The sequence below is a fragment of the Mesorhizobium sp. WSM3866 genome, assembly GCF_002294795.1.
GTDB lineage: Bacteria > Pseudomonadota > Alphaproteobacteria > Rhizobiales > Rhizobiaceae > Mesorhizobium.
This window is the reverse complement of the sequence record NZ_NSGC01000002.1, coordinates 650,787-672,271: the sequence shown is the minus strand read 5'-3', so window position 1 is coordinate 672,271 and position 21,485 is coordinate 650,787. Positions and strand designations below refer to the sequence as shown.

The 21,485-nt window shown below is 63.4% G+C and carries 18 protein-coding genes and 1 pseudogene; 9 read left to right on the top strand and 10 right to left on the bottom strand.

Features of this window, described 5'->3' with window-relative positions:
- Positions 1-32: 32 nt before the first annotated feature.
- A complete protein-coding gene (gene gloB, locus CK222_RS07535) occupies positions 33-800 on the top strand; it encodes a hydroxyacylglutathione hydrolase (protein ID WP_095799983.1) in 768 nt (255 codons plus the stop codon).
- A 10-nt stretch (positions 801-810) separates the two neighbouring features.
- Positions 811-1,242, top strand: a pseudogene (locus CK222_RS07530) (cupin domain-containing protein).
- On the opposite strand, the gene CK222_RS07525 reads toward CK222_RS07530, so the two are convergent.
- Both CK222_RS07525 and CK222_RS07520 read right to left on the bottom strand, forming a co-directional pair.
- Positions 1,239-1,910, bottom strand: coding sequence for a lysoplasmalogenase (locus CK222_RS07525; RefSeq protein WP_095799884.1), 672 nt, complete (start codon positions 1,908-1,910; stop codon positions 1,239-1,241). The pseudogene CK222_RS07530 and the gene CK222_RS07525 overlap by 4 nt on opposite strands.
- Positions 1,911-2,053: 143 nt before the next feature.
- Positions 2,054-2,845 carry a DUF3108 domain-containing protein gene (locus tag CK222_RS07520; protein WP_067319170.1) on the bottom strand — a complete coding sequence of 264 codons (792 nt, stop codon included), beginning with the start codon at positions 2,843-2,845 and terminating at the stop codon, positions 2,054-2,056.
- Positions 2,846-3,098: 253 nt separating this feature from the next.
- Between CK222_RS07520 and rpmB the strand changes: the two genes are divergently transcribed.
- The 3 genes from rpmB (at position 3,099) to CK222_RS07505 (ending at position 6,049) form a co-directional block, all read left to right on the top strand.
- Positions 3,099-3,395 (top strand): 50S ribosomal protein L28, encoded by a 297-nt coding sequence (gene rpmB, locus CK222_RS07515; protein WP_066990317.1) that lies wholly within the window; start codon positions 3,099-3,101, stop codon positions 3,393-3,395.
- Positions 3,396-3,506: 111 nt separating this feature from the next.
- The gene (locus CK222_RS07510; RefSeq protein ID WP_095799883.1) at positions 3,507-4,184 is read left to right on the top strand and encodes a queuosine precursor transporter; all 678 of its coding nucleotides are present in this window, start codon (positions 3,507-3,509) and stop codon (positions 4,182-4,184) included.
- A gap of 86 nt (positions 4,185-4,270) precedes the next feature.
- On the top strand, positions 4,271-6,049 hold the full coding sequence (locus CK222_RS07505; RefSeq protein WP_095799882.1) for a polysaccharide biosynthesis protein GtrA: 1,779 nt from the start codon (positions 4,271-4,273) through the stop codon (positions 6,047-6,049).
- 67 nt (positions 6,050-6,116) lie between these two features.
- Here the strand turns inward: CK222_RS07505 and CK222_RS07500 are convergent, their stop codons facing one another.
- From CK222_RS07500 to CK222_RS07485, 4 genes are all read right to left on the bottom strand, one after another.
- Positions 6,117-7,139 carry an esterase-like activity of phytase family protein gene (locus tag CK222_RS07500; protein WP_095799881.1) on the bottom strand — a complete coding sequence of 341 codons (1,023 nt, stop codon included), beginning with the start codon at positions 7,137-7,139 and terminating at the stop codon, positions 6,117-6,119.
- Positions 7,136-9,034: a cobaltochelatase subunit CobT gene (gene cobT, locus CK222_RS07495; RefSeq protein ID WP_095799880.1), complete on the bottom strand. Its 1,899-nt coding sequence runs from the start codon at positions 9,032-9,034 to the stop codon at positions 7,136-7,138. Before cobT ends, CK222_RS07500 begins: the two co-directional genes overlap by 4 nt.
- Positions 9,035-9,087: 53 nt before the next feature.
- Positions 9,088-10,074, bottom strand: coding sequence for a cobaltochelatase subunit CobS (gene cobS, locus CK222_RS07490; RefSeq protein ID WP_066990333.1), 987 nt, complete (start codon positions 10,072-10,074; stop codon positions 9,088-9,090).
- A 123-nt stretch (positions 10,075-10,197) separates the two neighbouring features.
- Positions 10,198-10,812, bottom strand: a complete 615-nt coding sequence (locus CK222_RS07485) for a J domain-containing protein (protein ID WP_066990335.1) — start codon at positions 10,810-10,812, stop codon at positions 10,198-10,200.
- 145 nt (positions 10,813-10,957) lie between these two features.
- Between CK222_RS07485 and CK222_RS07480 the strand changes: the two genes are divergently transcribed.
- The gene (locus CK222_RS07480) at positions 10,958-11,260 is read left to right on the top strand and encodes a BolA family protein (protein ID WP_067319180.1); all 303 of its coding nucleotides are present in this window, start codon (positions 10,958-10,960) and stop codon (positions 11,258-11,260) included.
- 21 nt (positions 11,261-11,281) lie between these two features.
- Here CK222_RS07480 and CK222_RS07475 read toward each other — a convergent pair whose 3' ends face one another.
- Positions 11,282-12,835, bottom strand: a complete 1,554-nt coding sequence (locus CK222_RS07475) for an acetolactate synthase large subunit (RefSeq protein WP_095799879.1) — start codon at positions 12,833-12,835, stop codon at positions 11,282-11,284.
- A gap of 1,024 nt (positions 12,836-13,859) precedes the next feature.
- On the opposite strand from CK222_RS07475, the gene CK222_RS07465 reads away from it, so the two are divergent.
- The 3 genes from CK222_RS07465 to CK222_RS07455 are packed head-to-tail and all read left to right on the top strand — an operon-like array spanning position 13,860 to position 18,712.
- Positions 13,860-15,809 (top strand): PrkA family serine protein kinase, encoded by a 1,950-nt coding sequence (locus CK222_RS07465; protein ID WP_066990342.1) that lies wholly within the window; start codon positions 13,860-13,862, stop codon positions 15,807-15,809.
- A gap of 20 nt (positions 15,810-15,829) precedes the next feature.
- Entirely contained in the window at positions 15,830-17,140 is a 1,311-nt protein-coding gene (locus CK222_RS07460) for a YeaH/YhbH family protein (protein WP_095799878.1), read from the top strand.
- 27 nt (positions 17,141-17,167) lie between these two features.
- Positions 17,168-18,712 carry a SpoVR family protein gene (locus CK222_RS07455; RefSeq protein WP_095799877.1) on the top strand — a complete coding sequence of 515 codons (1,545 nt, stop codon included), beginning with the start codon at positions 17,168-17,170 and terminating at the stop codon, positions 18,710-18,712.
- A gap of 60 nt (positions 18,713-18,772) precedes the next feature.
- On the opposite strand, the gene CK222_RS07450 is transcribed toward CK222_RS07455, so the two are convergent.
- The 3 genes from CK222_RS07450 to CK222_RS07440 are packed head-to-tail and all read right to left on the bottom strand — an operon-like array spanning position 18,773 to position 21,392.
- A complete protein-coding gene (locus tag CK222_RS07450) occupies positions 18,773-19,663 on the bottom strand; it encodes a transporter associated domain-containing protein (RefSeq protein ID WP_067319184.1) in 891 nt (296 codons plus the stop codon).
- Positions 19,660-20,781 (bottom strand): 3-dehydroquinate synthase, encoded by a 1,122-nt coding sequence (aroB, locus tag CK222_RS07445; RefSeq protein WP_095799876.1) that lies wholly within the window; start codon positions 20,779-20,781, stop codon positions 19,660-19,662. Before aroB ends, CK222_RS07450 begins: the two co-directional genes overlap by 4 nt.
- Positions 20,778-21,392, bottom strand: a complete 615-nt coding sequence (locus CK222_RS07440) for a shikimate kinase (RefSeq protein ID WP_095799875.1) — start codon at positions 21,390-21,392, stop codon at positions 20,778-20,780. The genes aroB and CK222_RS07440 overlap by 4 nt, the downstream gene beginning before the upstream one ends.
- Between the last annotated feature and the right edge of the window lie 93 nt (positions 21,393-21,485).

Genomic DNA, 21,485 nt, shown 5'->3' with positions numbered 1-21,485 from the left:
CTATGTCTGCGGCCATAACGGAGAGCGACGAGATGCCGGTCGAAATCGAACAGTTCATGTGCCGTACCGACAATTTCGGCGTTCTGGTGCATGACGCCAGAAGCGGGCAGACGGCGATCATCGACGCCCCGGAAGAAGCGCCGATCCTGGCTGCGATCAAGCGCACCGGCTGGACCCCGACGATGATCCTGACCACGCATCATCATGGCGACCATGTCGAGGCCAATCTGGCCCTGAAGGAGCGCTTCAAGCTCACCATCGTCGGACCGGAAGCGGAACAGGCGAAGATCCCCGGCATCGACGAGACGGTCAGCCAGGGTTCCGTCATCCGCCTCGGCGAGGAAAAGATCGAGGTCATCGAGACGCCCGGCCATACCGCCGGCCATGTCTCTTACCATTTGCCGGCCTCGAAAGTGGCCTTCACCGCCGACACGCTGTTTGCGCTGGGCTGCGGTCGGCTCTTCGAATGCAAGCCGCCGGTTATGCACGATTCGCTGAAGAAACTTGCCGCCCTTCCGGCCGAGACCGTCATCTATTGCGGCCACGAATACACATTGGCCAACGCGCGCTTCGCCCTGACCGTCGACCCCAGCAATTCAGCATTGAAAGAGCGCGCCGCCAGGATCGAGAAGCTGCGCGCCGACAATAAGCCGACCCTGCCGACGACGATCGGCGAGGAACTGTCGACCAATCCGTTCCTGCGCTGGCACGACCCGGCGATCCGCAGACATCTCGGCATGGAGAGGGCGAGCGATACGGACGTGTTCGCCGAGATCCGCAAGCGCAAGGATAACTTCTGAGCGCTCCTTTATGACCAGCGCCGCCGAAATCATCGCCGCGCTCGGCCTCGAGCCGCACCCCGAGGGCGGCTGATATGCCGAGACGTTTCGCGACGCGGAGGGTGGCACGCGCGGCCATTCGACCGCGATCTATTTCCTTTTGGAGCAAGGCCAGCGTTCGGCCTGGCACCGGGTCAAGGACGCGGCCGAGGTCTGGCATTTCTATGCCGGCGCGCCGCTGGCTCTCGCCACGCACGAAGAAGGCTCCGGCACCGTCGTCGAACATCTATTGGGCGCGGCACTTTCCGCCGGCGAGCGGCCGCAGATCGTGGTCCCGGCCGGCTGTTGGCAGTCGGCGCGCAGCCTCGGCGGATGGACGCTGGTCGGCTGCACGGTGGCACCGGGCTTCGATTTCGCCGCCTTCGAGCTGGCCGAGCCGGACTGGCAGCCGAAAACAGCCTAGGCCAGCAGGAAACCAAGCGTGATCGCCAACTGGGCCGCATAATAGAGCACCCAGACCGCGTAGCGCATCCAGACGCGATGCGGCGAGCTCGCGGCCAGCAGGAAGCGCTCTGCCGCCAGCAGCCCGTCCGATATGATGAACAGCACGGCTCCGGCGATGACCCAGGGATGAAAGGTCGTGAGCGCCGAAACACCCATGGCGAGGATCGCCCCGGCATAGACGGCGACCGGAACGCGCAGGGCAGCTCCGACGCGCCGCCAAAGCGCGGCGAGCATCGTGATAACGAAAACCGCCAGCGCCAGCGCAATGGCGCCGCGCCAGGACTCGGCGGTGAGCAGGCCGATTCCGCCACCGGCGTTCAGGAACAAGGCGACATAGGCGACATGTGCGGCAAGAAAGCTCGCCAGCCCTGCAAGAAAGGCTTTTTCACCGTCTTGGGAGAGGAACGCGTCGCCGGCGGCGCTGAGCGCCAGCGCTGCGACGAGCAGCGGCGGACTGCCCTGCATGACGGCGAGCGCCGCCAACAAGGCCACGGCAAGCGTCTTGGCGGCGGAACGGGCGAGGCGTGGCGGCAGCTCGAGCGCAAGGACGTAAATCGCGGCGGCGGCGATCGAGAACAAAAGCGTCGCATTGGGATTGGCGTCGATGCCGCCCGGAAACGGCATCATGCGCGCGCTCCGCCGGTCGCCGGCTTGCGCAGCCCCGAGGCTTTGGTGAGCAGTGCAAACAGCGCCCACAGGGCGTCCGCCGAGAAACCGATCAGTGTTGCGCGCCCCATGCCCCATCCCCGGCGGCGCGCCGTGGCGCCTAACTATTCGGCTGCTTCGAACCGTCTTGCGCTGATGGTCAGCGGGCCGATCTGGGTCCCGACCGTGGCGCGGATCGGCGCATATACGCCGGATTGGCCGACGGGTGCAAATGTCACCATCATGCGGCTTTTGTTCTTCAGGAAGTCCAGCGCCTTGCGGCCCTTGCGATAGCCCGCCACCGGCTCGAAGCCCATCTTGCAGGTCACGGTGTCGCCTTTGTAGCCCGGCACCGAGATCGAGCCTTTCGAGGCATAGGTCAGCGACAGGTTGGCGCGCATCTCGCCATCGTAGAATTTGACGGTCCGCCCGCAGACCTTGTCCAGGCTGTCGGCATGGACGACGGTCGCGGCCATCGGATCGACCACCGATTTCAGGTCGCCGGAGCCGACCGGCACCCAATTCTTGGGATCGCGCTTGCCGGGCTCCGGAACGACCTTCGTCGAGGAGACGTCGCCATCGGCGAAGCGTATGTCGACCACCGATGCCTTCTTGCCGGAAGTATAGTCGGCCCGGAAGGCCCGCGGCCGCATCTGCTGGCCCGAAATCGTACCCTTCGACGAGATCGTGCCTTTCGTATCGTCGAACAGCTTGGCGATGCCGGCGGCCGAGACGGTGCCATTGATGGCATAGGTGTCGCCGTCGTAACGGCTGGAAAACGTTGCCCTGGCGACCGAAAGGCCCAGGAACGACACGGTGTATTCGCCCTTGAAGGACTGCGGCGAGGCAGCAGCGAAGGCGGTTGTAGGCACAGCGACGGCGAGCAGCGCGGCAAGGGCTTGGGAGGGGCGAAGCATGGCGGCGGCAGGTCCTTGATACTGGCGGAAACGCAACGGTTCCAGCCTGGCAATCCCTTCGCGCAGGGCTTATACGACGAATTCCGGCCTTTATATGGAGCGAGCTTGGCCGCCGCGTAGGTGCCGGAGCTTGACGTAGTGGCGAAATGCAACTATGGAACGCCAACTTTTCCAAAGGCCGCCTGACCGAGACCGCGCGCCGCCTGGCGCGGGCAGAATGGTTTGGCAGGTTTAGAACTGAAGGTTAGACAAGATGTCCCGCACCTGCGAGCTCACTGCCAAGGCAGTCCAGACCGGCCACAATGTGAGCCATGCCAACAACAAGACCAAGCGTCGCTTCCTGCCCAACCTGGTCAATGTGACGCTGATTTCCGAAGTGCTGAACCAGAACGTTCGCCTGCGCATTTCGGCCAACGCGCTGCGTTCGGTCGAGCATCGCGGCGGCCTCGACGCGTTCCTGGCCAAGGCCGACGCCAAGGAGCTGTCGCAGCGCGCTCGCCTGCTGAAGAAGCAGATCGCGAAGAAGCTCGCCGAGCAGTCGGCCGCCTAAAGCTCTCTTTTCAGGCGGGGGACGACCGCCTCGAGCACCGGCTCCAAACTGGTGCTCGGACAGTGAGCGCGGTCATGACGCTCGGCTGGTTCCATTACCCAGGATAAAAAAATGAACTTACTTTCACGATACCTGCCTTTCGTGGCCGCCATGGCGCTTGTCGTCGTGGCGTCCAATATCCTTGTCCAGTTCCCGATGCAGGGCCAGATCGGCGGCCTGTCGCTGGCCGACCTGCTCACCTGGGGCGCCTTCACCTATCCTTTCTCATTCCTGGTCACCGATCTTGCCAATCGTCGCTACGGCCCCGCGGTGGCGCGCAAAGTGGTCTTCGTCGGCTTCATGACGGCGGTCGTCTGCTCGATCCTTGTTCCGCCCTTCCTGTTCCGCCACGGTCTGATCGCGTTCGAGACCGCCGCTGACCGGCTGGTGCGAATCGCGGCCGCGTCCGGCGCCGCCTTCCTCGCCGCACAACTGCTCGACGTAACCGTGTTCAATCGTCTGCGCCGGCAAAGCTGGTGGCGCGCGCCGATCGTCGGCACGCTGGTCGGCTCTGTCTTCGACACGGTGGTGTTCTTCGGCGTCGGCTTCTCCGCCGCCTTCGCCTTTGTCGGGCCGAACGACGGCTTCGCGCTGGAGACGGCACCGCTGATGGGCGTGCTGCCTGTCGAAACCATGCGCTGGGTGTCCTGGGCGCTTGGCGATCTCTCGGTCAAACTGATCATCGCGGTGGTGGCACTGATCCCCTACCGGCTGCTTGCCGCCCGCTGGAGCCAGCCGGCCATCGCCTGACCCTTGAAGCGGCCCTTCGCGGCTTTACGCTTTGTTACGGCCATTGGTGCAGGATCGCCAAAACGATCCAGGACATTGCCATCAGCATGACCATCCAGGGCACCGGTTGGAAACATGACCTTCTGCTTGCGCTCTGCGCGACGCTGCTCGTGCTGGGGATCAATGCGATCTCCGGCTTCCCAACGATCGCGGACCTTGGCGCCGACAATGACAGCATGCTGAGGCTGGTCGAAGTTCGCGACCTCTTGGCTGGACAGGGCTGGTTCGATCTTCATCAATACAGGATGGGCCTGACCGGCGGCTTCGTCATGCACTGGTCGCGGCTGGTCGACACCCCGATCGCGCTGATCATCTTCACCTTCCAGGCCCTGGGCGCCAGCACGGCTGCCGCTGAAAAGGCAGCGCAGATCATCTGGCCGCTTTCCCTATATGGGCTCACCATATTCGTCATCCTGCGCGCTTCCCGGCGTTTCGCCGGTACGGACGTGGCGATGCCTGCGCTGGTGCTGTCCACTGCGGCGCTGTTCTTTATCGGCATTTTCCACCCTGGCACCCTTGACCACCACAACGTCCAGCTCCTGCTCACGGCAGCCAGTCTCTGGCTTATGACGGAGGCTCCCTTCCGGCGGTCAGCCGCTCTTCTGTCCGGCCTGTGCGCAGGCCTCACCCTTGCCGTCGGGATGGAGACAGCGCCTTATGTGGCCACACTTGGCGCCTGCGCCGCCGTGCTCTTCATCTTCGATGAAAGGGAGCGCCAGACCGCGCGCGGCTTCGGCATCGGATTTGCCGCGATAGCCTTGGTGGTTCTTGTTGCCACCATACCGCCGTCGGCCTGGGGCGTGGCCGAGTGCGACGCCTTCTCGGCTTTCCAGTTCGTCATCGCGGCGCCGTCGGGCTTTGGACTGGCGGCGATTGCGGGTCTACCCGGACAGTCGACGGCTAAGAGGCGGTTCCTCTCAATGTCCGCGTTGGCCGTTGCAATTGCGGCCGCTGCATTCCTGTTCTTCCCGCAATGCCTGGCATCGCCCTATGCCGGCATGGATGAGCGCATTCGCACCTATTGGCTGAACGACGTCGTCGAGGCGCAGCCCTTCCTCAGCGTGGCCGTCAACGAGCCGAAGCTGATGGCGGCGCGTTATGTGACGCCCTTCATCGCAATCCTGTTGATTGGCCTTCAGCTGCGCAGCCGCCGCCTCCGCCGCGAGGAAGCCCTTACCGCCGTGCTGCTGATCGTCGCTTTCGCCGTCAGCCTATGGCAGGTGCGCGGCTCGACCTTCTCGGTTGCCTTCGCGGTGCTGCCGCTCTCGACCTGGATCGCCGGGGTTCGCCTGCAGGCAAGCGCCGCGCAGCCGTGGCGCGTCTCCACCCGCATCGCGGCGGCATGGCTGGTGTCGCTCAATGCGACCTGGGCCGGCGTCGCCGTCGCCGCGCAGTCCGTGGTCCAAAAGGCACCCGCAAAGATCAATTCCGATGCCGATCATGCGCTGACCTGCGGCAAGGCCTCGGACTTCAGCGACCTGGCCGGCATGCCGGCAACGACGGTGCTTGCGTCCTCCAATCTCGGCTCCCCCATCTTGATGTTTACCGGCCATAGGGCGTTGGCCGGCCCCTATCATCGCAATGTCGGCGGCAATCTCGCCATGCTCGACGCCTTCATGGGAACGCCGGATGCCGCCCGCGCCATCATTGAGCGCGAGCATGTCAGGCTGGTCGCCATATGCCGCGGCAATTCGGAAGAGCTTTCGCTCGCCGCCCAAGCTCCCAAGGGCCTGGCCGCGAGGCTGCTGAAGCGGGACGTTCCCGATTGGCTGGAACTGGACAGGGCGACGGCGAGCAAGCCGGTCGAGATCTATAAAGTCCGCTGAGGGCGGGCAACTTCGGGACAAATGCGCAGCGGTTTTCCGTTGCGAATTGGACAAAACCAAGCACCGCTCAATCCTGGTGCAGGATGAATTCCAGGTAGAGGTTCCGCTGCAGGATCGATTGATTGTCGTCCGACACCAGCGACACCATCAGCGCGCCGTCGTCGCGGGTCCAGACGTCGAGCCCTTCCATATTGTCGATCTGGTAGCCCATATCGGCGTCGATCAGCACCGGGCCGTCGGCGACCGCGCCCTTCTCGATGCTCTCGCCATAGATACGCCTCAGCCGCATCTTCACCCCGCGCGCCATCGAGAAGCTGCGTTCGAGTAGCAGCAGGTCGCCATCGGGCAGGAAGGCGCCGTCGGTGATGTCGAAATTGCCGTTGCGCTTGACGGTGAAGACGCCCTTACTCGGTCCCTCGATGATGGCGGCATAGATGTTGCCGGCCTTGTCGAGGCTCTTTTCCGACACCACGACCAGGCCGCCCTCGTGCTGGCCGTAAGGGTTGGCGTGTGTGACCGTCTCGAAGCCGCGGTTCTGGCGCAGCTCCCGCGCCGGGACCAGATAGTCGAGCGTCTTGAACGGCGCCTTCATATTGTCTGGCTCGACCTTGAACTGGACGACGCGCTGGTCGCGCTCGAAACCGACGGTGGCGATACCGTCCTTGACCGCGAGGCCTTCGGCGTCGACCTCCCATTTCTTCTCGATCGGCTGGCCCGAGGCGTCGACCATCTGCTGCATGCGGAAATTCGACACGCCCGAGGGGCGCTTGTCGGCATCGTGGGTGATGGTGCCGAAGAACCACAAGCCGGTATCGGCGACGCCAATGAAATCGCTGCCTGATTTGAGGAAGCGGAAAGCCGAAAGTGCGCCGAAATCGCGCGACGGCGAGGTCATCTCCAGCCCGCCGACGAACTCGAGCGACCCGAACTGTTTCCGGTCGCGGCCGATATGGAACTCGGTGATCGGCCGCGCTGAAACTTCGATCGTCTCGACCGCAGCGCCTCCCTCGGCGAAGACCGGAGAGGCGGCCGAACAGACCAGCGCGCAAACAAAAGCCGTCCGCCGGAATCCGCCCCGCGAAAGGATCATCCGGCGCGCCTCAAGCCACCGCGCCGCGTGTCGCGCGCGCTCTCCTCGCCGAACAGCGATGCCAATTGCTCCGTCATGGCGCCGGCCAGCTCTTCGGCATCGACGATGGTGACGGCGCGGCGATAGTAGCGCGTGACATCGTGGCCGATGCCGATGGCTAGAAGCTCCACCGGCGAGCGCGTCTCGATGAGATCGATCACCGCGCGCAAATGGCGCTCCAGATAGTTGCCGGGGTTGACCGAGAGCGTGGAATCGTCGACCGGCGCGCCGTCCGAGATCATCATCAGGATCTTGCGCTGTTCCGGCCGGCCGATCAGCCGGTTGTGCGCCCAAAGCAGCGCCTCGCCGTCGATGTTTTCCTTGAGCAGGCCCTCGCGCATCATCAGGCCGAGATTGCGGCGCGCGCGCCGCCACGGATGGTCGGCGGACTTGTAGATGATGTGGCGCAGATCGTTGAGCCGGCCCGGATTCGACGGCTTGCCGTCCTTCAGCCACTTCTCGCGTGCCTGCCCACCTTTCCACGCGCGTGTGGTGAAGCCGAGGATTTCCACCGAAACCCCGCAGCGCTCCAGGGTGCGCGCCAGGATGTCGGCGCAAGTCGCGGCAACCGTGATCGGCCGCCCGCGCATCGAGCCCGAATTGTCGAGCACCAGCGACACCACCGTGTCGCGGAACTTGGTGTCGCGCTCCTGCTTGAAAGACAGCGGCTGCATCGGATCGATAACGACGCGCACCAGCCTGGATGGATCGAGATAACCCTCCTCCAGATCGAAATCCCAGGAGCGGTTCTGCTGCGCCATCAGCCGCCGCTGCAGCCGGTTTGCCAGGCGGCCGACGACGCCGGAGAGATTGGCGAGCTGCTTGTCGAGGAAGGCGCGCAGCCGGTCGAGCTCCTCTTCCTCGCAAAGGTCCTCGGCCCCGACCGTCTCGTCGAAGGCGGTGGTGAAGACCTTGTAGTCGATTTCCTTAGGCAGGTTGAGGAAGGGATTGTCGTTGCGGCGCGCCTCGCCTGGCGTCTCGGCGTCGGAATCATCCTCGTCCGAAAGGTCGTCCGATGTGGCGTCGGTCGCCTCCGTTTCGGCCGACTCTTCCTCGTCGGCGGAAGCCTCCGCGTCCTCGGACTGCGACTGTTCGGAGCCGGAATCGTCCTCGCCGCCTTCCTCGCTCTGCTCCTCGCCCTGCTGCTCGTTTTCCTCGTTGTCCTCCGAGTCTTCCGTCTCCTGGTCGTCGCCGAGTTCCTCGGCCATCTCCATGGAGACGAGCATGTCGCGCACGATGCGGGCGAAGGCTTGCTGGTCATCGAGCCTGGACGACAGGCCGTCGAGGTCGCTGCTGGCCTTTTCCTCGACCCAGGGCCGCCACAGATCGACCAGTCGCTCGCCGCTCTTCGGCACGGTGCGGCCGGTAAGCTTTTCGCGCACCATCAGCGCCACCGCCTCCTCGAGCGGGGCGTCGGCCTTGTCCTTGACGTCGACGAGGTTTGCCCTGGCGTATTTGTCCTCGAGCATCGAGCCGATATTGTCGGCCACGCCCTGCATGGCGCGGCTGCCGATCGCCTCGACGCGGGCCTGCTCGACGGCATCGAAAATGGCCCGCGCGAGCTTGCCTTCCGGCGCCAGCTTGCTGTGGATACGCTGATCGTGGCAGGCGCGCTTCAGCGCCATGGAATCGCCGATGCCGCGGGTTATCGCGATGTCGGTGCGGGAAGGCTTCTTCGGCAGCTCGGGCAGCCTGGCGCGGTTGCCGGCCAGCGCCGGCCGGTCCTTGGCGAAGCCGACCTCGAGATCCTTGTCGCCGGCGACGGCGCGCATGCAGACGGTGACGGCGCGCTTGAAGCTGTCCGCTTCAGACCCGTTCTTCGGCTTGTTGCGCGTGTTGTCGCCCGGACCCGCCATCGATCATTCCCTGCGCGTTGTGGTCCGAAAGGCCAAGCCTTCCGGCACGCGCCTTACCCCAGCACCACGTTGGCGGCGCTCTCCGGCAGATCCTCGCCGAAGGCGCGCTGGTAGAATTCGGCGACCACCGAACGCTCCAGCTCGTCGCATTTGTTGAGGAAGGTGAGCCGGAACGCCATGCCGATGTCGCCGAAGATCTCGGCGTTCTCGGCCCAGGTGATGACCGTGCGCGGGCTCATCACCGTCGACAGGTCGCCATTGATGAAGGCCGAGCGCGTCATGTCGGCGACGCGCACCATCTTGTTGACAATCTCTTTGCCCTTGCTGTCGCGATAGTGCTTGGCCTTGGCCAGCACGATCGACACCTCGTTGTCGTGCGGCAGGTAGTTGAGCGTGGTGACGATCGACCAGCGGTCCATCTGCGCCTGGTTGATCTGCTGCGTGCCGTGATAGAGGCCGGTGGTGTCGCCGAGACCCACCGTGTTGGCGGTGGCGAACAGCCGGAAGGCCGGATGCGGGCGTATGACGCGGCTCTGGTCGAGCAGCGTCAGCCGGCCCGACGATTCCAGCACGCGCTGGATGACGAACATCACGTCCGGGCGTCCGGCATCGTACTCGTCGAAGCAGAGCGCGACGTTGTGCTGATAGGCCCAGGGCAGGATGCCGTCGCGAAATTCCGTGACCTGCAGGCCTTCCTTGACGACGATGGCGTCCTTGCCGACGAGATCGATGCGGCTGACATGGCTGTCGAGATTGACGCGCACGCAGGGCCAGTTCAGGCGCGCGGCGACCTGCTCGATATGGGTGGACTTGCCGGTGCCGTGATAGCCCGACACCATGACGCGGCGGTTGTAGGCGAAGCCGGCGAGGATCGCCAAGGTCGTTGCCTTGTCGAACAGATAGTCCGGGTCGATGTCGGGCACGTGCTCGGTCGCCGCCGAATAGGCCGGAACCACCATCTTGGAGTCGAAGCCGAATTTCTCCTTCACCGGCACCGTCGTATCGGGCAGGTTGGCGATGTCGCGATCGACCTTGTTCATCTCTATCAACGTCTCCACGGGCGAAACGCCGCGTTTCGCCGGCAATCGATTTTGTTCGGGGGCGGTCTTAGAGCCTTTTCCAACCTTATGAAAGTTGGAAAACGACATGGACCGTAGGGTCGCTCAGCACAATCCTGCTTGCTTGAGCACGCGATAGGCCTGCAGCACATCGCGGAACCGGTCTTCCGAACCTCTGTCGCCGCCATTCGCATCCGGATGGTGGCGCTTCACGAGTTCCTTATAGCGCGCCTTGATATCCTTGCCAGTCGCCTTTGTATCAAGGCCAAGCGTTTCCAGCGCCTTGGCCTCAAGCGGCTTTGCCTTGCGCTCGCGCACTTCGCGCGTTCCGCCGCCGAACAGATTGAAGGGATCGCGCATGCGGTTGTAGTAGCCTGCACGCCCGGAGCGCTGCTGCGCGAAGTCGGGTGCCGAACGCATGCCGCCGCCATTGGCGCCCATGCGCCAGGTCGGCCGGTGTCCGGTCAGCGCCTCTTTCTGGAAGCGGGCGATCTCGCTGTCCGACACGCCCGAGAAGTAGTTGAAGCTCTTGTTGTATTCGCGCACATGCTCAAAGCAGAAGCGGAAATACTCGCCCTCCTTCAGGCGCCCGACCGGCGCGCGATGCGTACCGGCCTCGCTGCAACCGTCCCACTGGCAGATCGGCGCGCGCGACTTCAGCTCCGCGTCCTTTTCCGGCCGGATGCGAATCTTCTCGAAATATTTGGGATACGGTTTCATCCTCACCCATTTATGGGCTGTTCGCTACCGCGAAACAAGAATTGACATTTCGCCGATGATCGCCCTAACCGCTGAATCGCGGCCTAAAGCGGTCGAAAGCACAGATTTTGCGGCGGTACCGCAGATGTGGTGAAGGGAAGCCCCGATGTCCATACAGTCGACGATGGAAAACAAGCTGAAGGCGGCATTTTCGCCGGAAAGGCTCACCGTCATCAACGAAAGCCATCTTCACGCCGGCCATCACCACGTCGAGCACGGCCACGAGGCCGTCTTCGACGGCACCGGCGAGACCCATTTCCGCGTCCGTATCGTCTCGCAGAATTTTGCCGGGATGAACCGCATCGAGCGCCACCGCGCCGTCAATCGCCTCCTTGCCGACGAATTGAAGGCCGGCGTGCACGCGCTGGCGATTGAGCCTGCAGCACCTGGTGAGAAGACACGCTGGTAAGCTCGGCGGGCCGGGGGCCGCTCAGATCACCGCTTCGATGAGGAACGGCCCCGGACGCGACAGCGCGCTGTCGAGCAGCGCGTCGAAGCGCTCGCATGTGTCAGCGCGGGCTGCTTCCACCCCCATGCCGGCTGCCAGCGAAACCCAGTCCAGAGCCGGCTGATCAAGGTCGAGCATTCGCCTGGCATTCTCGCCGATCGCGTTCACCCCGACATTGCGCATCTCGCCGTGCAGGATGGCGTAGGTCCGGTTGGAAAAGACGATCGTCACCACGTCGAGCTTTTCCCGCGACTGGGTCCATAATCCCTGCACCGTGTACATGCCGCTGCCGTCCGCCTCCAGATTCAGCACCTTGCGGCCAGGACAGGCGATGGCCGCGCCAGTCGCCATTGGAATGCCGCCGCCGATCGATCCGCCTGTGCCCATCATGTAATCGTGCGGGGCGGCAAAGGCCGAGAGCGCAAAATAGCGCCGCGCCGAGGTGACGGCCTCGTCGCAGACGATCGCATTCTCCGGCAGCTTCCGGGCTACCGAAAGTGCAACCGCGTCGTCCGTCAGCTTGCCGCGCGGGGCCGGCTCATTGGGAAAGGCCGTGGCGACGGGCACCGGCTGCGACGGTTTGATGCCCAGTTCGTCGCGAAGCGCAGCGAGTGCCGCCTTCAAATTCTCGCCATGCTCGGCCAACGACATCACTTCACAGCCTTCGCTCACAAGCCGGCCCGGCTTTCCGGGATAGGCAAAGAACGCCACCGGTTCACTGGCTCCGACGAGGATCAGGAGATCGATGTCGGCAAGGAGGGTGCGCGCGGAGTCGATCGGATATGGAACGCGGGTAGGCGCAACGCGGCCCCGGCCGCGCTGCATCCGGGCGATCAGAACGTCGCTGAACAGCCGGACATCCGAAACCGCCGATATCTGTCCGGCGATTTCCAAGGCATCCTCACGCGCGGCCGGCCCACGCAGGATCATGCCGACGCGACCGGGCGCGACGCGAATGGCTCCGGCAATCTTGCGCACGATAGCTGCATCGACCGAAGGCGGCGCCGCAAGCTCTACCTTGGCCGACAGGAGCGGACTGGCCTCTCCCCACGCCGCATCCGCCGGCAGGATCAGCGTAGCGATGCCGGGAGGCGTCAGCGAAGCGCGAAAAGCCGCCTGCGCGGCCGGCGCGACGTCGGCCGGACCGGCGATGCGGCGGACCCAGTTCGACATCGGCGCGGCGAGACCTTCAATGTCGCTGGTGAGCGGCGCGTCGCGCGGCAGGTGATAGGAGGCATGGTCGCCGACGATGTTGATCATCGGCACGCGGGCGCGCCGGGCATTGTGGATGTTGGCCAGGCCATTGGCCAATCCGGGGCCGGTGTGGAGCAGCGTCGCGGCCGGGCGGTCGGTCATCCTGGCGTAGCCGTCGGCGGCACCCGTCACCACACCCTCGGCAAGACCGAGCACGCAGCGCATCTCCGGCTTGCGGTCGAGCGCGGCGACGAAGTGCATTTCCGAGGTACCGGGATTGGCAAAGCAGACATTCACGCCATTCGCCAGCAGCACATCGCAAAGCACATCGGCGCCATTCATCGCGTTCCCTCTCGTCCGATTGTCCCCGGACAATTGAGCCGACAAGTGTTCATGCCGCAATGTCCGGTCAACGACTTTGAAGTGATCCAGTTTCAGGAGTGCCGGCGCGTTCAGGCGACCCTCGCCTTCAGGAAAGCCATGACGGCGGCAGTCAGCGCATCGCCGTCCCCCCGAAAGCGGTGGTTGATCGCCATATGCCAATAGGCGCCGCCGTCGAATGGAGTTACCTCGGATTCCCTGGTCGCGGCCGGTTCGCGAGATCGTGGGCCGCGGCTGCATGGGCCGGCGCGCTCCGCCGCCCCGGGGGGGGGGGCACCATGGAACATTTGCCTGATCTGGCGGTTTGATGCAGGCCCGGCCCTTGCCTCGTCCATGCTGGGCGGATTGATAGTCGGACCGGAGAACCGATGCCCTCGGCCGGCGCTTCCGAACGGTGACCATCAATGAGGAAGACGTATCGACCTCCATCCGCGCCGCCCAATCGGCGCACAAGCCGTTCGGAACCTCTGCGCCTGTTTCCGGCAATTGCGCTGGCGCTATTCCTTTCGGCTCCGGCGGCTGCTCATCAGGCGCCCACGGGCTGGCAGTATGACAGCTCATGCTGCTCGGGAATGGACTGCTACCAAGCACCCGCGGCCGACGTGAAGGAAACGAAATATGGGTACCAGCTCTCCACCGGAGAGCTCATTCCCTACTCCGATCGTCGGATCAGGCGTTCGCGTGACGAGTTCTTTCACGAGTGTAAGCCCGGAGGCGACGCGAATTCTCAGCATTCCTTCTGCCTCTACGTTCCCGACCACGACATGTGAGTGGAAAACCTAAGATTTTCCTTGAAGCTCTCCCGGCCATCACCACCTAATCATCATGGGTGAGCATTCCGTCCGCATCGGGTGCTGTGAGTCGTCAATGCCCGATTGCAGGCGCTCTCTCTCATATGAGGGAACCACAATGCTTTCCGGCAGTTGAATACGAGACGAGCCGACTGGCCGACTGGCAACCAGAGCGGCTCTGAGGGCAGAATATCATGCGAGAGAACCAATCCGACGTCTTCGATCTGTTTTCGGAGATATATTCCAACGCGGCCCAGGAAGAGATGAGCCTCCAGCAGTATCTGCTTGGCTGCCGCGAAGACAAATCCATGTATGCCTCGGCGCCCGAACGAATGGTCGAGGCCATCGGCGAGCCCAATCTGGTCGACACCAGCAAGGATGAGCGGCTCGGGCGCATCTTCTCGAACCGGACCATCAAGGTGTACCCCTCCTTCTCCGATTTCTACGGAATGGAGGATACGATCGAGCGCATCGCCGGATATTTCCGTTATGCCTCGCAGGGTCTCGAGGAGCGCAAGCAGATCCTTTACCTGCTCGGGCCGGTCGGCGGCGGCAAGTCCTCGCTTGCCGAACGGCTGAAGAAGCTTATGGAACAGCGCCCGATCTACACGCTGAAGGTCGGCAACCAGATCAGCCCTATATTCGAATCGCCGCTTGGCCTTTTCCATCCCGATCGGATGGGCGATCTGCTGGAAGACAAATACGGGATAGCCCGCCGCCGCCTGAATGGGCTCATCTCGCCTTGGGCGGCCAAACGGCTCGACGAACTGTCCGGCGACATTTCCAAATTCAGCGTGGTCAAGCTGTCGCCATCGCGTCTGCGTCAGATCGCCATCGCCAAGACTGAGCCCGGCGACGAGAACAACCAGGATGTCTCGGCTCTGGTCGGCAAGGTCGACATCAGGCAGTTGGAACATTTCAGCCAATCCGATCCGGATGCCTACTCCTACAGCGGCGGCTTGAACCGGACGACGCAGGGCCTGCTCGAGTTCGTCGAGATGTTCAAGGCGCCCATCAAGGTCCTGCACCCGTTGCTGACGGCAACCCAGGAAGGCAGCTACAACGGCACCGAGAATTTCGGCTCCTTCCCCTATCAGGGCATCGTCGTTGCCCATTCCAACGAATCGGAATGGCAGCAATTCAAGAACAACAAGAACAATGAGGCCTTCCTCGACCGCATCCTTGTGGTCAAGGTTCCGTATTGCCTTCGCATCACCGAAGAGAGACAGATTTACGAGAAACTTTTGCGCGAGAGCGATCTGGCGAACAGTCCCTGCGCGCCCGAAGTGCTGGACATCCTCAGCCGTTTCACCGTCTCGACCCGGCTTGCCGAGCACGAGAACTCGCCGCTCTACACCAAGATGCGCGCCTATGACGGCGAGAACCTCAAGGAGATCGACCCGAAGGCGAAGTCGGTCCAGGAATATCGCGATGCCGCCGGCGTCGACGAAGGCATGACCGGGGTCAGCACGCGCTTCGCCTTCAAGATTCTGTCGCAGACTTTCAACTACGACACCAAGGAGGTCGCAGCCGATCCCGTGCACTTGATGTACATCCTCGAGGAGGCGATCAAACGCGAGCAATTCCCGAAGGAAACCGAAGCCGCGTACCTTGAGTTCATCAAATCGGAACTTGCAGCGCGCTACGCCGAGTTCATCGGCCACGAGATCCAGAAGGCTTACCTGGAATCGTATAGCGAGTACGGCCAGAACCTTTTCGATCGCTACATCGCCTATGCCGATGCCTGGATCGAGGATCAGGACTACAAGGATCCCGATACCGGCCAGATCCTCAATCGCGAGGTCCTGGACAAGGAATTGTCGCAGGTCGAAAAGCCGGCCGGCATCGCCAATCCCAAGGACTTCCGCAACGAGGTGGTCAAGTTCACCTTGCGCGCCCGGGCGCGCAACCATGGCCGCAATCCGTCCTGGACGAGCTATGAAAAGCTTCGCGAAGTGATCGAGAAGCGCATGTTCGGTCAGGTCGAGGATTTGTTGCCGGTGATCAGCTTCGGCTCCAAGCAGGACAGCGTCACCGAGAAGCGGCACAACGAATTCGTGCAGCGGATGGTGGAGCGCGGCTACACTCAGCGGCAGGTGCGCCGGCTGGTCGACTGGTACATGCGCGTGAACAAGGCTGGCTGACCAAAGCCCGAAGGGTTCGCATGCCGATCTTCATCGACCGCCGCCTGAATCCGAAGGACAAGAGCCTGAGCAATCGCCAGCGCTTCCTCAAGCGCGCTCGGGAAGAGCTCAAGCGCAGCATCCGCGACCATGTCCGGACAGGCCGTATCGCCGAGGTCGACCGCGAGCATGCCGTGCCGATGCCCCGCAAAGGCACCAGCGAACCGACCTTCAGCGACGCCAGGGACAGTGGGCAGCGCCAGCACATACTGCCCGGCAACAAATCGTTCAGTCCCGGTGATCTGATACCCAAGCCTGGCGGCGGCGGCACCGGCTCTTCGGCGCCGGGAACCAAGCAATCCGAGGATGACTTTCGCTTCGTGCTGTCGCGCGAGGAAGTGCTCGACCTCTTCTTCGAAGATCTCGAACTGCCCGATCTGGTCAAGCTCAATCTCAAGCAGATACTGAGCTTCAAGCCAAGACGGGCGGGCTTCACGGCAAGCGGGGCGCCGACCAACGTCAATGTCGGACGCACCATGCGAAACAGCCACGGCCGCCGCATCGCGCTCAGGCGTCCCAAGCAGGCGGAGCTGGACGCCATCTCAAGGCAGATCGCCGAGTTGGAAGCGAAGCCGCCAACCGAGGCAACGCGCGAACGCATCGCTGCTCTGCGCGAGGAAGTTGATCGGCTTGAACGCCGGCGCAGGCGGATCGCCTATGTCGATCCGGTCGACATTCGGTTCAACCGCTTCGACCCCCAGCCGGTGCCGAATGCCAGCGCCGTCATGTTTTGCCTGATGGACGTGTCGGGATCGATGGGAGAGCGCGAGAAGGATCTGGCCAAACGGTTTTTCGTGCTGCTGCATCTGTTCCTGACGCGGCGCTACGAAAGGACGGACATCGTTTTCATCCGCCACACCCATGAGGCCAAGGAGGTGGATGAGCACACCTTCTTCTACCACACCGAGAGCGGCGGTACCGTCGTCTCGACGGCGCTCGAGGAAATGCATCGCATCATAGAGCAGCGCTATCCGGTCGCGGAATGGAATATCTATGCCGCTCAGGCTTCCGACGGTGACAACTTCGCCACCGATTCCGAGCGCTGCATAGAACTCCTCGACCGCAAGCTCATGCGCCTCTGCCAGTATTTCGCCTATGTGGAAATCATCGACGAACGCGAAAGCCACATTTTCGGCTCCACCGAGAACGGAACGTCGCTCTGGCGCGCCTACAACGCGGTCGACGGAAAGTGGCCGAATTTCCAGATGAGGCGCATCGCGGCTCCCGCCGATATCTATCCGGTCTTTCGCGAGCTCTTCGCAAGGCAGCCTAGTCTGCGCAAGAGTGCGTGAGAACGCGAGCGGATGGGACATAGGCCGATGGTCAATCAGGCGCGCAAATCCGAACTGTTATTTTCCGGGTCGGACTGGGATTTTGCGAAACTGTCTCGGGTCTACGACGAGATCGAGGCGATCGGGATCGAAGAGCTTCACCTGGACATCTATCCGGTGCAGATGGAAGTCATTTCCTCCGAGCAGATGCTCGACGCTTATTCCTCGGTCGGCATGCCGCTGATGTATCGGCATTGGTCGTTCGGCAAGCATTTCCTTTACAACGAGCTTCTCTACCGCAAGGGCGCGCGCGGTCTGGCCTATGAACTGGTCATCAACTCCAACCCTTGCATCGTCTACCTCATGGAAGAAAACACCATGGCCTTGCAGGCCCTGGTGACCGCCCATGCCGCGCTTGGCCACAACCATTTCTTCAAAAACAATCATCTCTTCCGGCAATGGACGGACGCCGGAGGCATCCTTAGCTATCTGGACTTCGCCAAGGGCTACATCGCCCGATGCGAGGAACGGCACGGACTGCAGGCCGTGGAGGCGGTGCTCGATGCCGCCCACGCGCTGATGGAGCAAGGGGTGTTCCGATATCACCGGCCGCCGAAGCTGTCGTCGGAACAGCAGCGCGAAGGCCTTCGCGAGCGCCTCGAATATGAGGAGCGTTCCTACAATGATCTGTGGCGCACACTGCCGACCGCGCAGGACAAGAACAAGCCGGTGGCAGGGGATGAAAGCTTGGCCGAGCGGAAGAAATCGCTCAATCTGCCCGAGGAGAACCTGCTCTACTTCCTCGAGAAGAACAGCCTGGTGCTTGAGCCCTGGCAGCGCGAGATCATCAGGATCGTACGGGTGATTGCGCAATATTTTTACCCGCAGCGGCAAACCCAGGTGATGAACGAAGGCTGCGCCACCTTTGTGCACTACACGCTGATGAACATGCTTTTCGATCGCGGCCGCATCAGCGAAGGCGCCATGCTCGAGATCTTGCGAAACCATTCGAACGTGGTTTTTCAGCCGGCCTATGACGACCCGCGTTATTCCGGCATCAATCCCTATGCGCTGGGCCTCGGCATGATGCAGGACATCCAGCGCATCTCGACCGAGCCGACCGCAGAGGACCGCGATTGGTTTCCGGACATCGCCGGCCGTGGCGACTGGCGCGACACCTTGCTCGATGCCTGGGCCAACCACCGTGACGAATCCTTCATCCGCCAGTATCTGAGCCCCGCTCTGATCCGGAAATGGCGGCTCTTCGTGCTGGCCGACGGCGCCGACGAGCCGCATTACGAGGTCGCCTCGATCCATAATGAGCGCGGCTACAGCAAGATACGGTCCGCGCTAGCCCGAAGCTACGATGTGGGGGCGAGCCGGCCCGACATCCAGGTGGTCGACGTGGATCTTCTGGGAGACCGGCATTTGCGGCTGCAGCACAAGGTCAAGGACGGCATCCAGCTAGAGGACGAAGGCCGCGACGCGACCTTGCGCCACATCCGGAGCCTTTGGGGTTATGACGTCAGCCTGGCGGCAATGGATGCCGAAACCGGCGCCGTGCTCAGCGAGCGCTCGACCAAGGAACTTTGAGCACCGGAGACGCAGGAAGCCGCCCTTTGCAGGCCGGTCTCACCTGAAGATCGGCACACCCTAACCTTCGCCGGCGGGCCGGATCCTCAACCTTGCTATGCGGTTCTTGTCGCGCTTCATCACCACGAAACGCTTGCCGTGGAAGGTGAAGGCCTGCTTCTCATCTGGGATCGTCTGCGTCTCGTGGATGACTAGGCCGGCGATCGTCGTCGCCTCCTCGTCCGGCAGATCCCAGTCGAGCGCCCGATTGAGGTCGCGAATCGCCACCGTGCCGTCGACGACGACCGAGCCGTCGGCCTCCTGCTTGACGCCTTGCATGTCGACATCGTGCTCGTCCGCGATCTCGCCGACGATCTCCTCGATGATGTCTTCCAGCGTCACCAGCCCTTCCATCTCGCCATACTCGTCGACGACGATGGCGAAATGCGCCTTGCGCCGCAGGAAGGCGTTGAGCTGATCCTGCAAGGTGGTGGTGTCGGGCACGAACCATGGCTTCGACGCGATCTTTGTTACGTCGATCTTGGAAAAGTCGTTGCCGACCTCGTTGAGCGCCCGCAGCAGATCCTTGGCATGCAGCACGCCGACGATGTTGTCGAGCGAGCCTTTCCAGAGCGGCATGCGGGTATGCGGGCTCTGCAGAATCTCGCGCACCACCATTTCCGGCGGATCGTCGGCGTTGACCGAGCGCATGTTGGTGCGGTGGACCATCACGTCCGAAACCTCGAGCTCCTCGAGTTCGAAAAGCGCGCCCAGCCGGTTGCGATCCTCGCGCGCCTGCCCGCTGCGGCGGGTCTCGTCGCCGTTCTCGTCCGGCTCATCCTGCTCGGGCTCCGTCGGTTCGATCGGCCGCAGACTGTAGCCGAGCGCCGCGAAGAGCCGCGTGCGCAAGAGAAACGCCAGCACGATCACGGCGGCAAGGACGGCTGCGGCGATCCAGCCGAAGTCGATCATCCGGGATGGCTCGCCTTGAGGAAGGACAGCACTTCGGAGGGCGGCACGTCCTTGGCGATAAAGGCCTGGCCGACGCCGCGCGTCAGGATGAAGGTAAGCGCGCCGCGAGACACCTTCTTGTCCTGGGTGATGAAGCCAAGCAGCGCCTCGGCATCCGGCAGTTGGCCCGCTATGTCGGCCATCCGCCAGGGCAGGCCGACGGCGCGAAGGTGCGCCTCGACGCGCTCCGCGTCGTCCGGGCTCGCTAGATTGAGGCGCGCCGAGAAGCGGTGCGCCAGCGCCATGCCGATGGCGACCCCCTCCCCATGGACGAGACGGGCACCGTCATAATTCGTGGCGGCTTCGAGCGCATGGCCGAATGTGTGGCCGAGATTGAGCAGCGCGCGGTCGCCGGTCTCGAACTCGTCGCGGGCGACCACATCGGCCTTGGCGCGGCAAGCCTCGGCGATGGCTTCGGTCCGCTCCGGGCCGCCGGCGAACACCTTTTGCCAGTTCTCCTCCAGCCAGGCGAAGAAGCCGGGACGGTCGATCAGCCCGTATTTGGCGAGCTCGGCATAGCCGGCGCGGAATTCGCGGATCGGCAAAGTGTCGAGCACACCGGTGTCGGCAAGCACCAGTTTTGGCTGGTTGAAGACCCCGACCAGGTTCTTGCCGCGCGCGCTGTTGATGCCGGTCTTGCCGCCGACGGAAGAATCGACCTGCGCCAGCAGCGATGTCGGCACCTGTACGAAGTTCATCCCGCGCCGCACGATGCCGGCGGCGAAGCCGGCAAGATCGCCGATGACGCCGCCGCCAAGTGCCACGACGACATCGCGCCGTTCGAGCTTGGCGGCGAGCACGCCGTCGACGACCTCCTCGAGGTGGGCGAAGCTCTTGGTCTTTTCACCGGCCGGCAGGGTGATGACGGCGGCCTCGATGCCGCCTTTTTCAAGGCCGGCCTGCAGCGTTTCGAGATGCGCTGCGGCGACGTTCTCGTCGGTGACGATGGCCGCGCGCGTGCCGGGAAGGCGGCCTGCGATTTCGGTTCCTGAGCCGGAAAGCAGGCCGGGCCCGATAAGTATGTCATAGGCACGGTCGCCGAGCCCGACCTCGACCTTCACCGGTTCGGTATGGCTCACGGCTCCACCTCGTCGTCGCTGGTGGCGATTGGCGCGATCCCAAGGTAAGCGCAAAGCGCGCATACCACCTCGCTGGCGATGACTTCCTTGCGGTCGTCGCGGGTCGAAACCGTGAGGTCGGCGGTGGCATAGACCGGGTAGCGCTCGCCCATCAGCTTCTCCAGAACGCCGCGCGGATCCGGATTCTTCAACAGCGGCCGGTTCTGCTTCTTCGAAACCCGCTCCATCAGGAGATCGAGATCGGCCTTCAGCCAGACCGAGACGCCATGCGCCTCGATCGCCTCGCGCGTCTGCGCGTTCATGAAGGCGCCGCCGCCGGTGGAAAGCACCTGCGGGCCGTTTTCGAGCAGACGCAAGATGACCCGCTGCTCCAGCGCCCGGAACTCGGGTTCGCCATAACGCTCGAACAGCTCCGGCACGGTCATGCGCGATACGCTCTCGATCTCCTGGTCGCTATCGATGAAGGGCAGCGAAAGCATGGTCGCCACCTTGCGGCCGATTGCGGTCTTGCCGGCGCCCATCAGGCCGACGAAGACGATCGAGCGGCTGCCGAGCCGCTCGAGCAGCGCGACACGGCCTTCGTCCGGCGGATTTGCTGGCAGCGCGTTCATGCGGAACCCTCTTTGCGCCGTATCGACATCAAAAGCCTGTTTGCGTCAAGCAGGCCACCGCAGGCAGGCCCGATCGCCCCTCTTCCGTCGAGA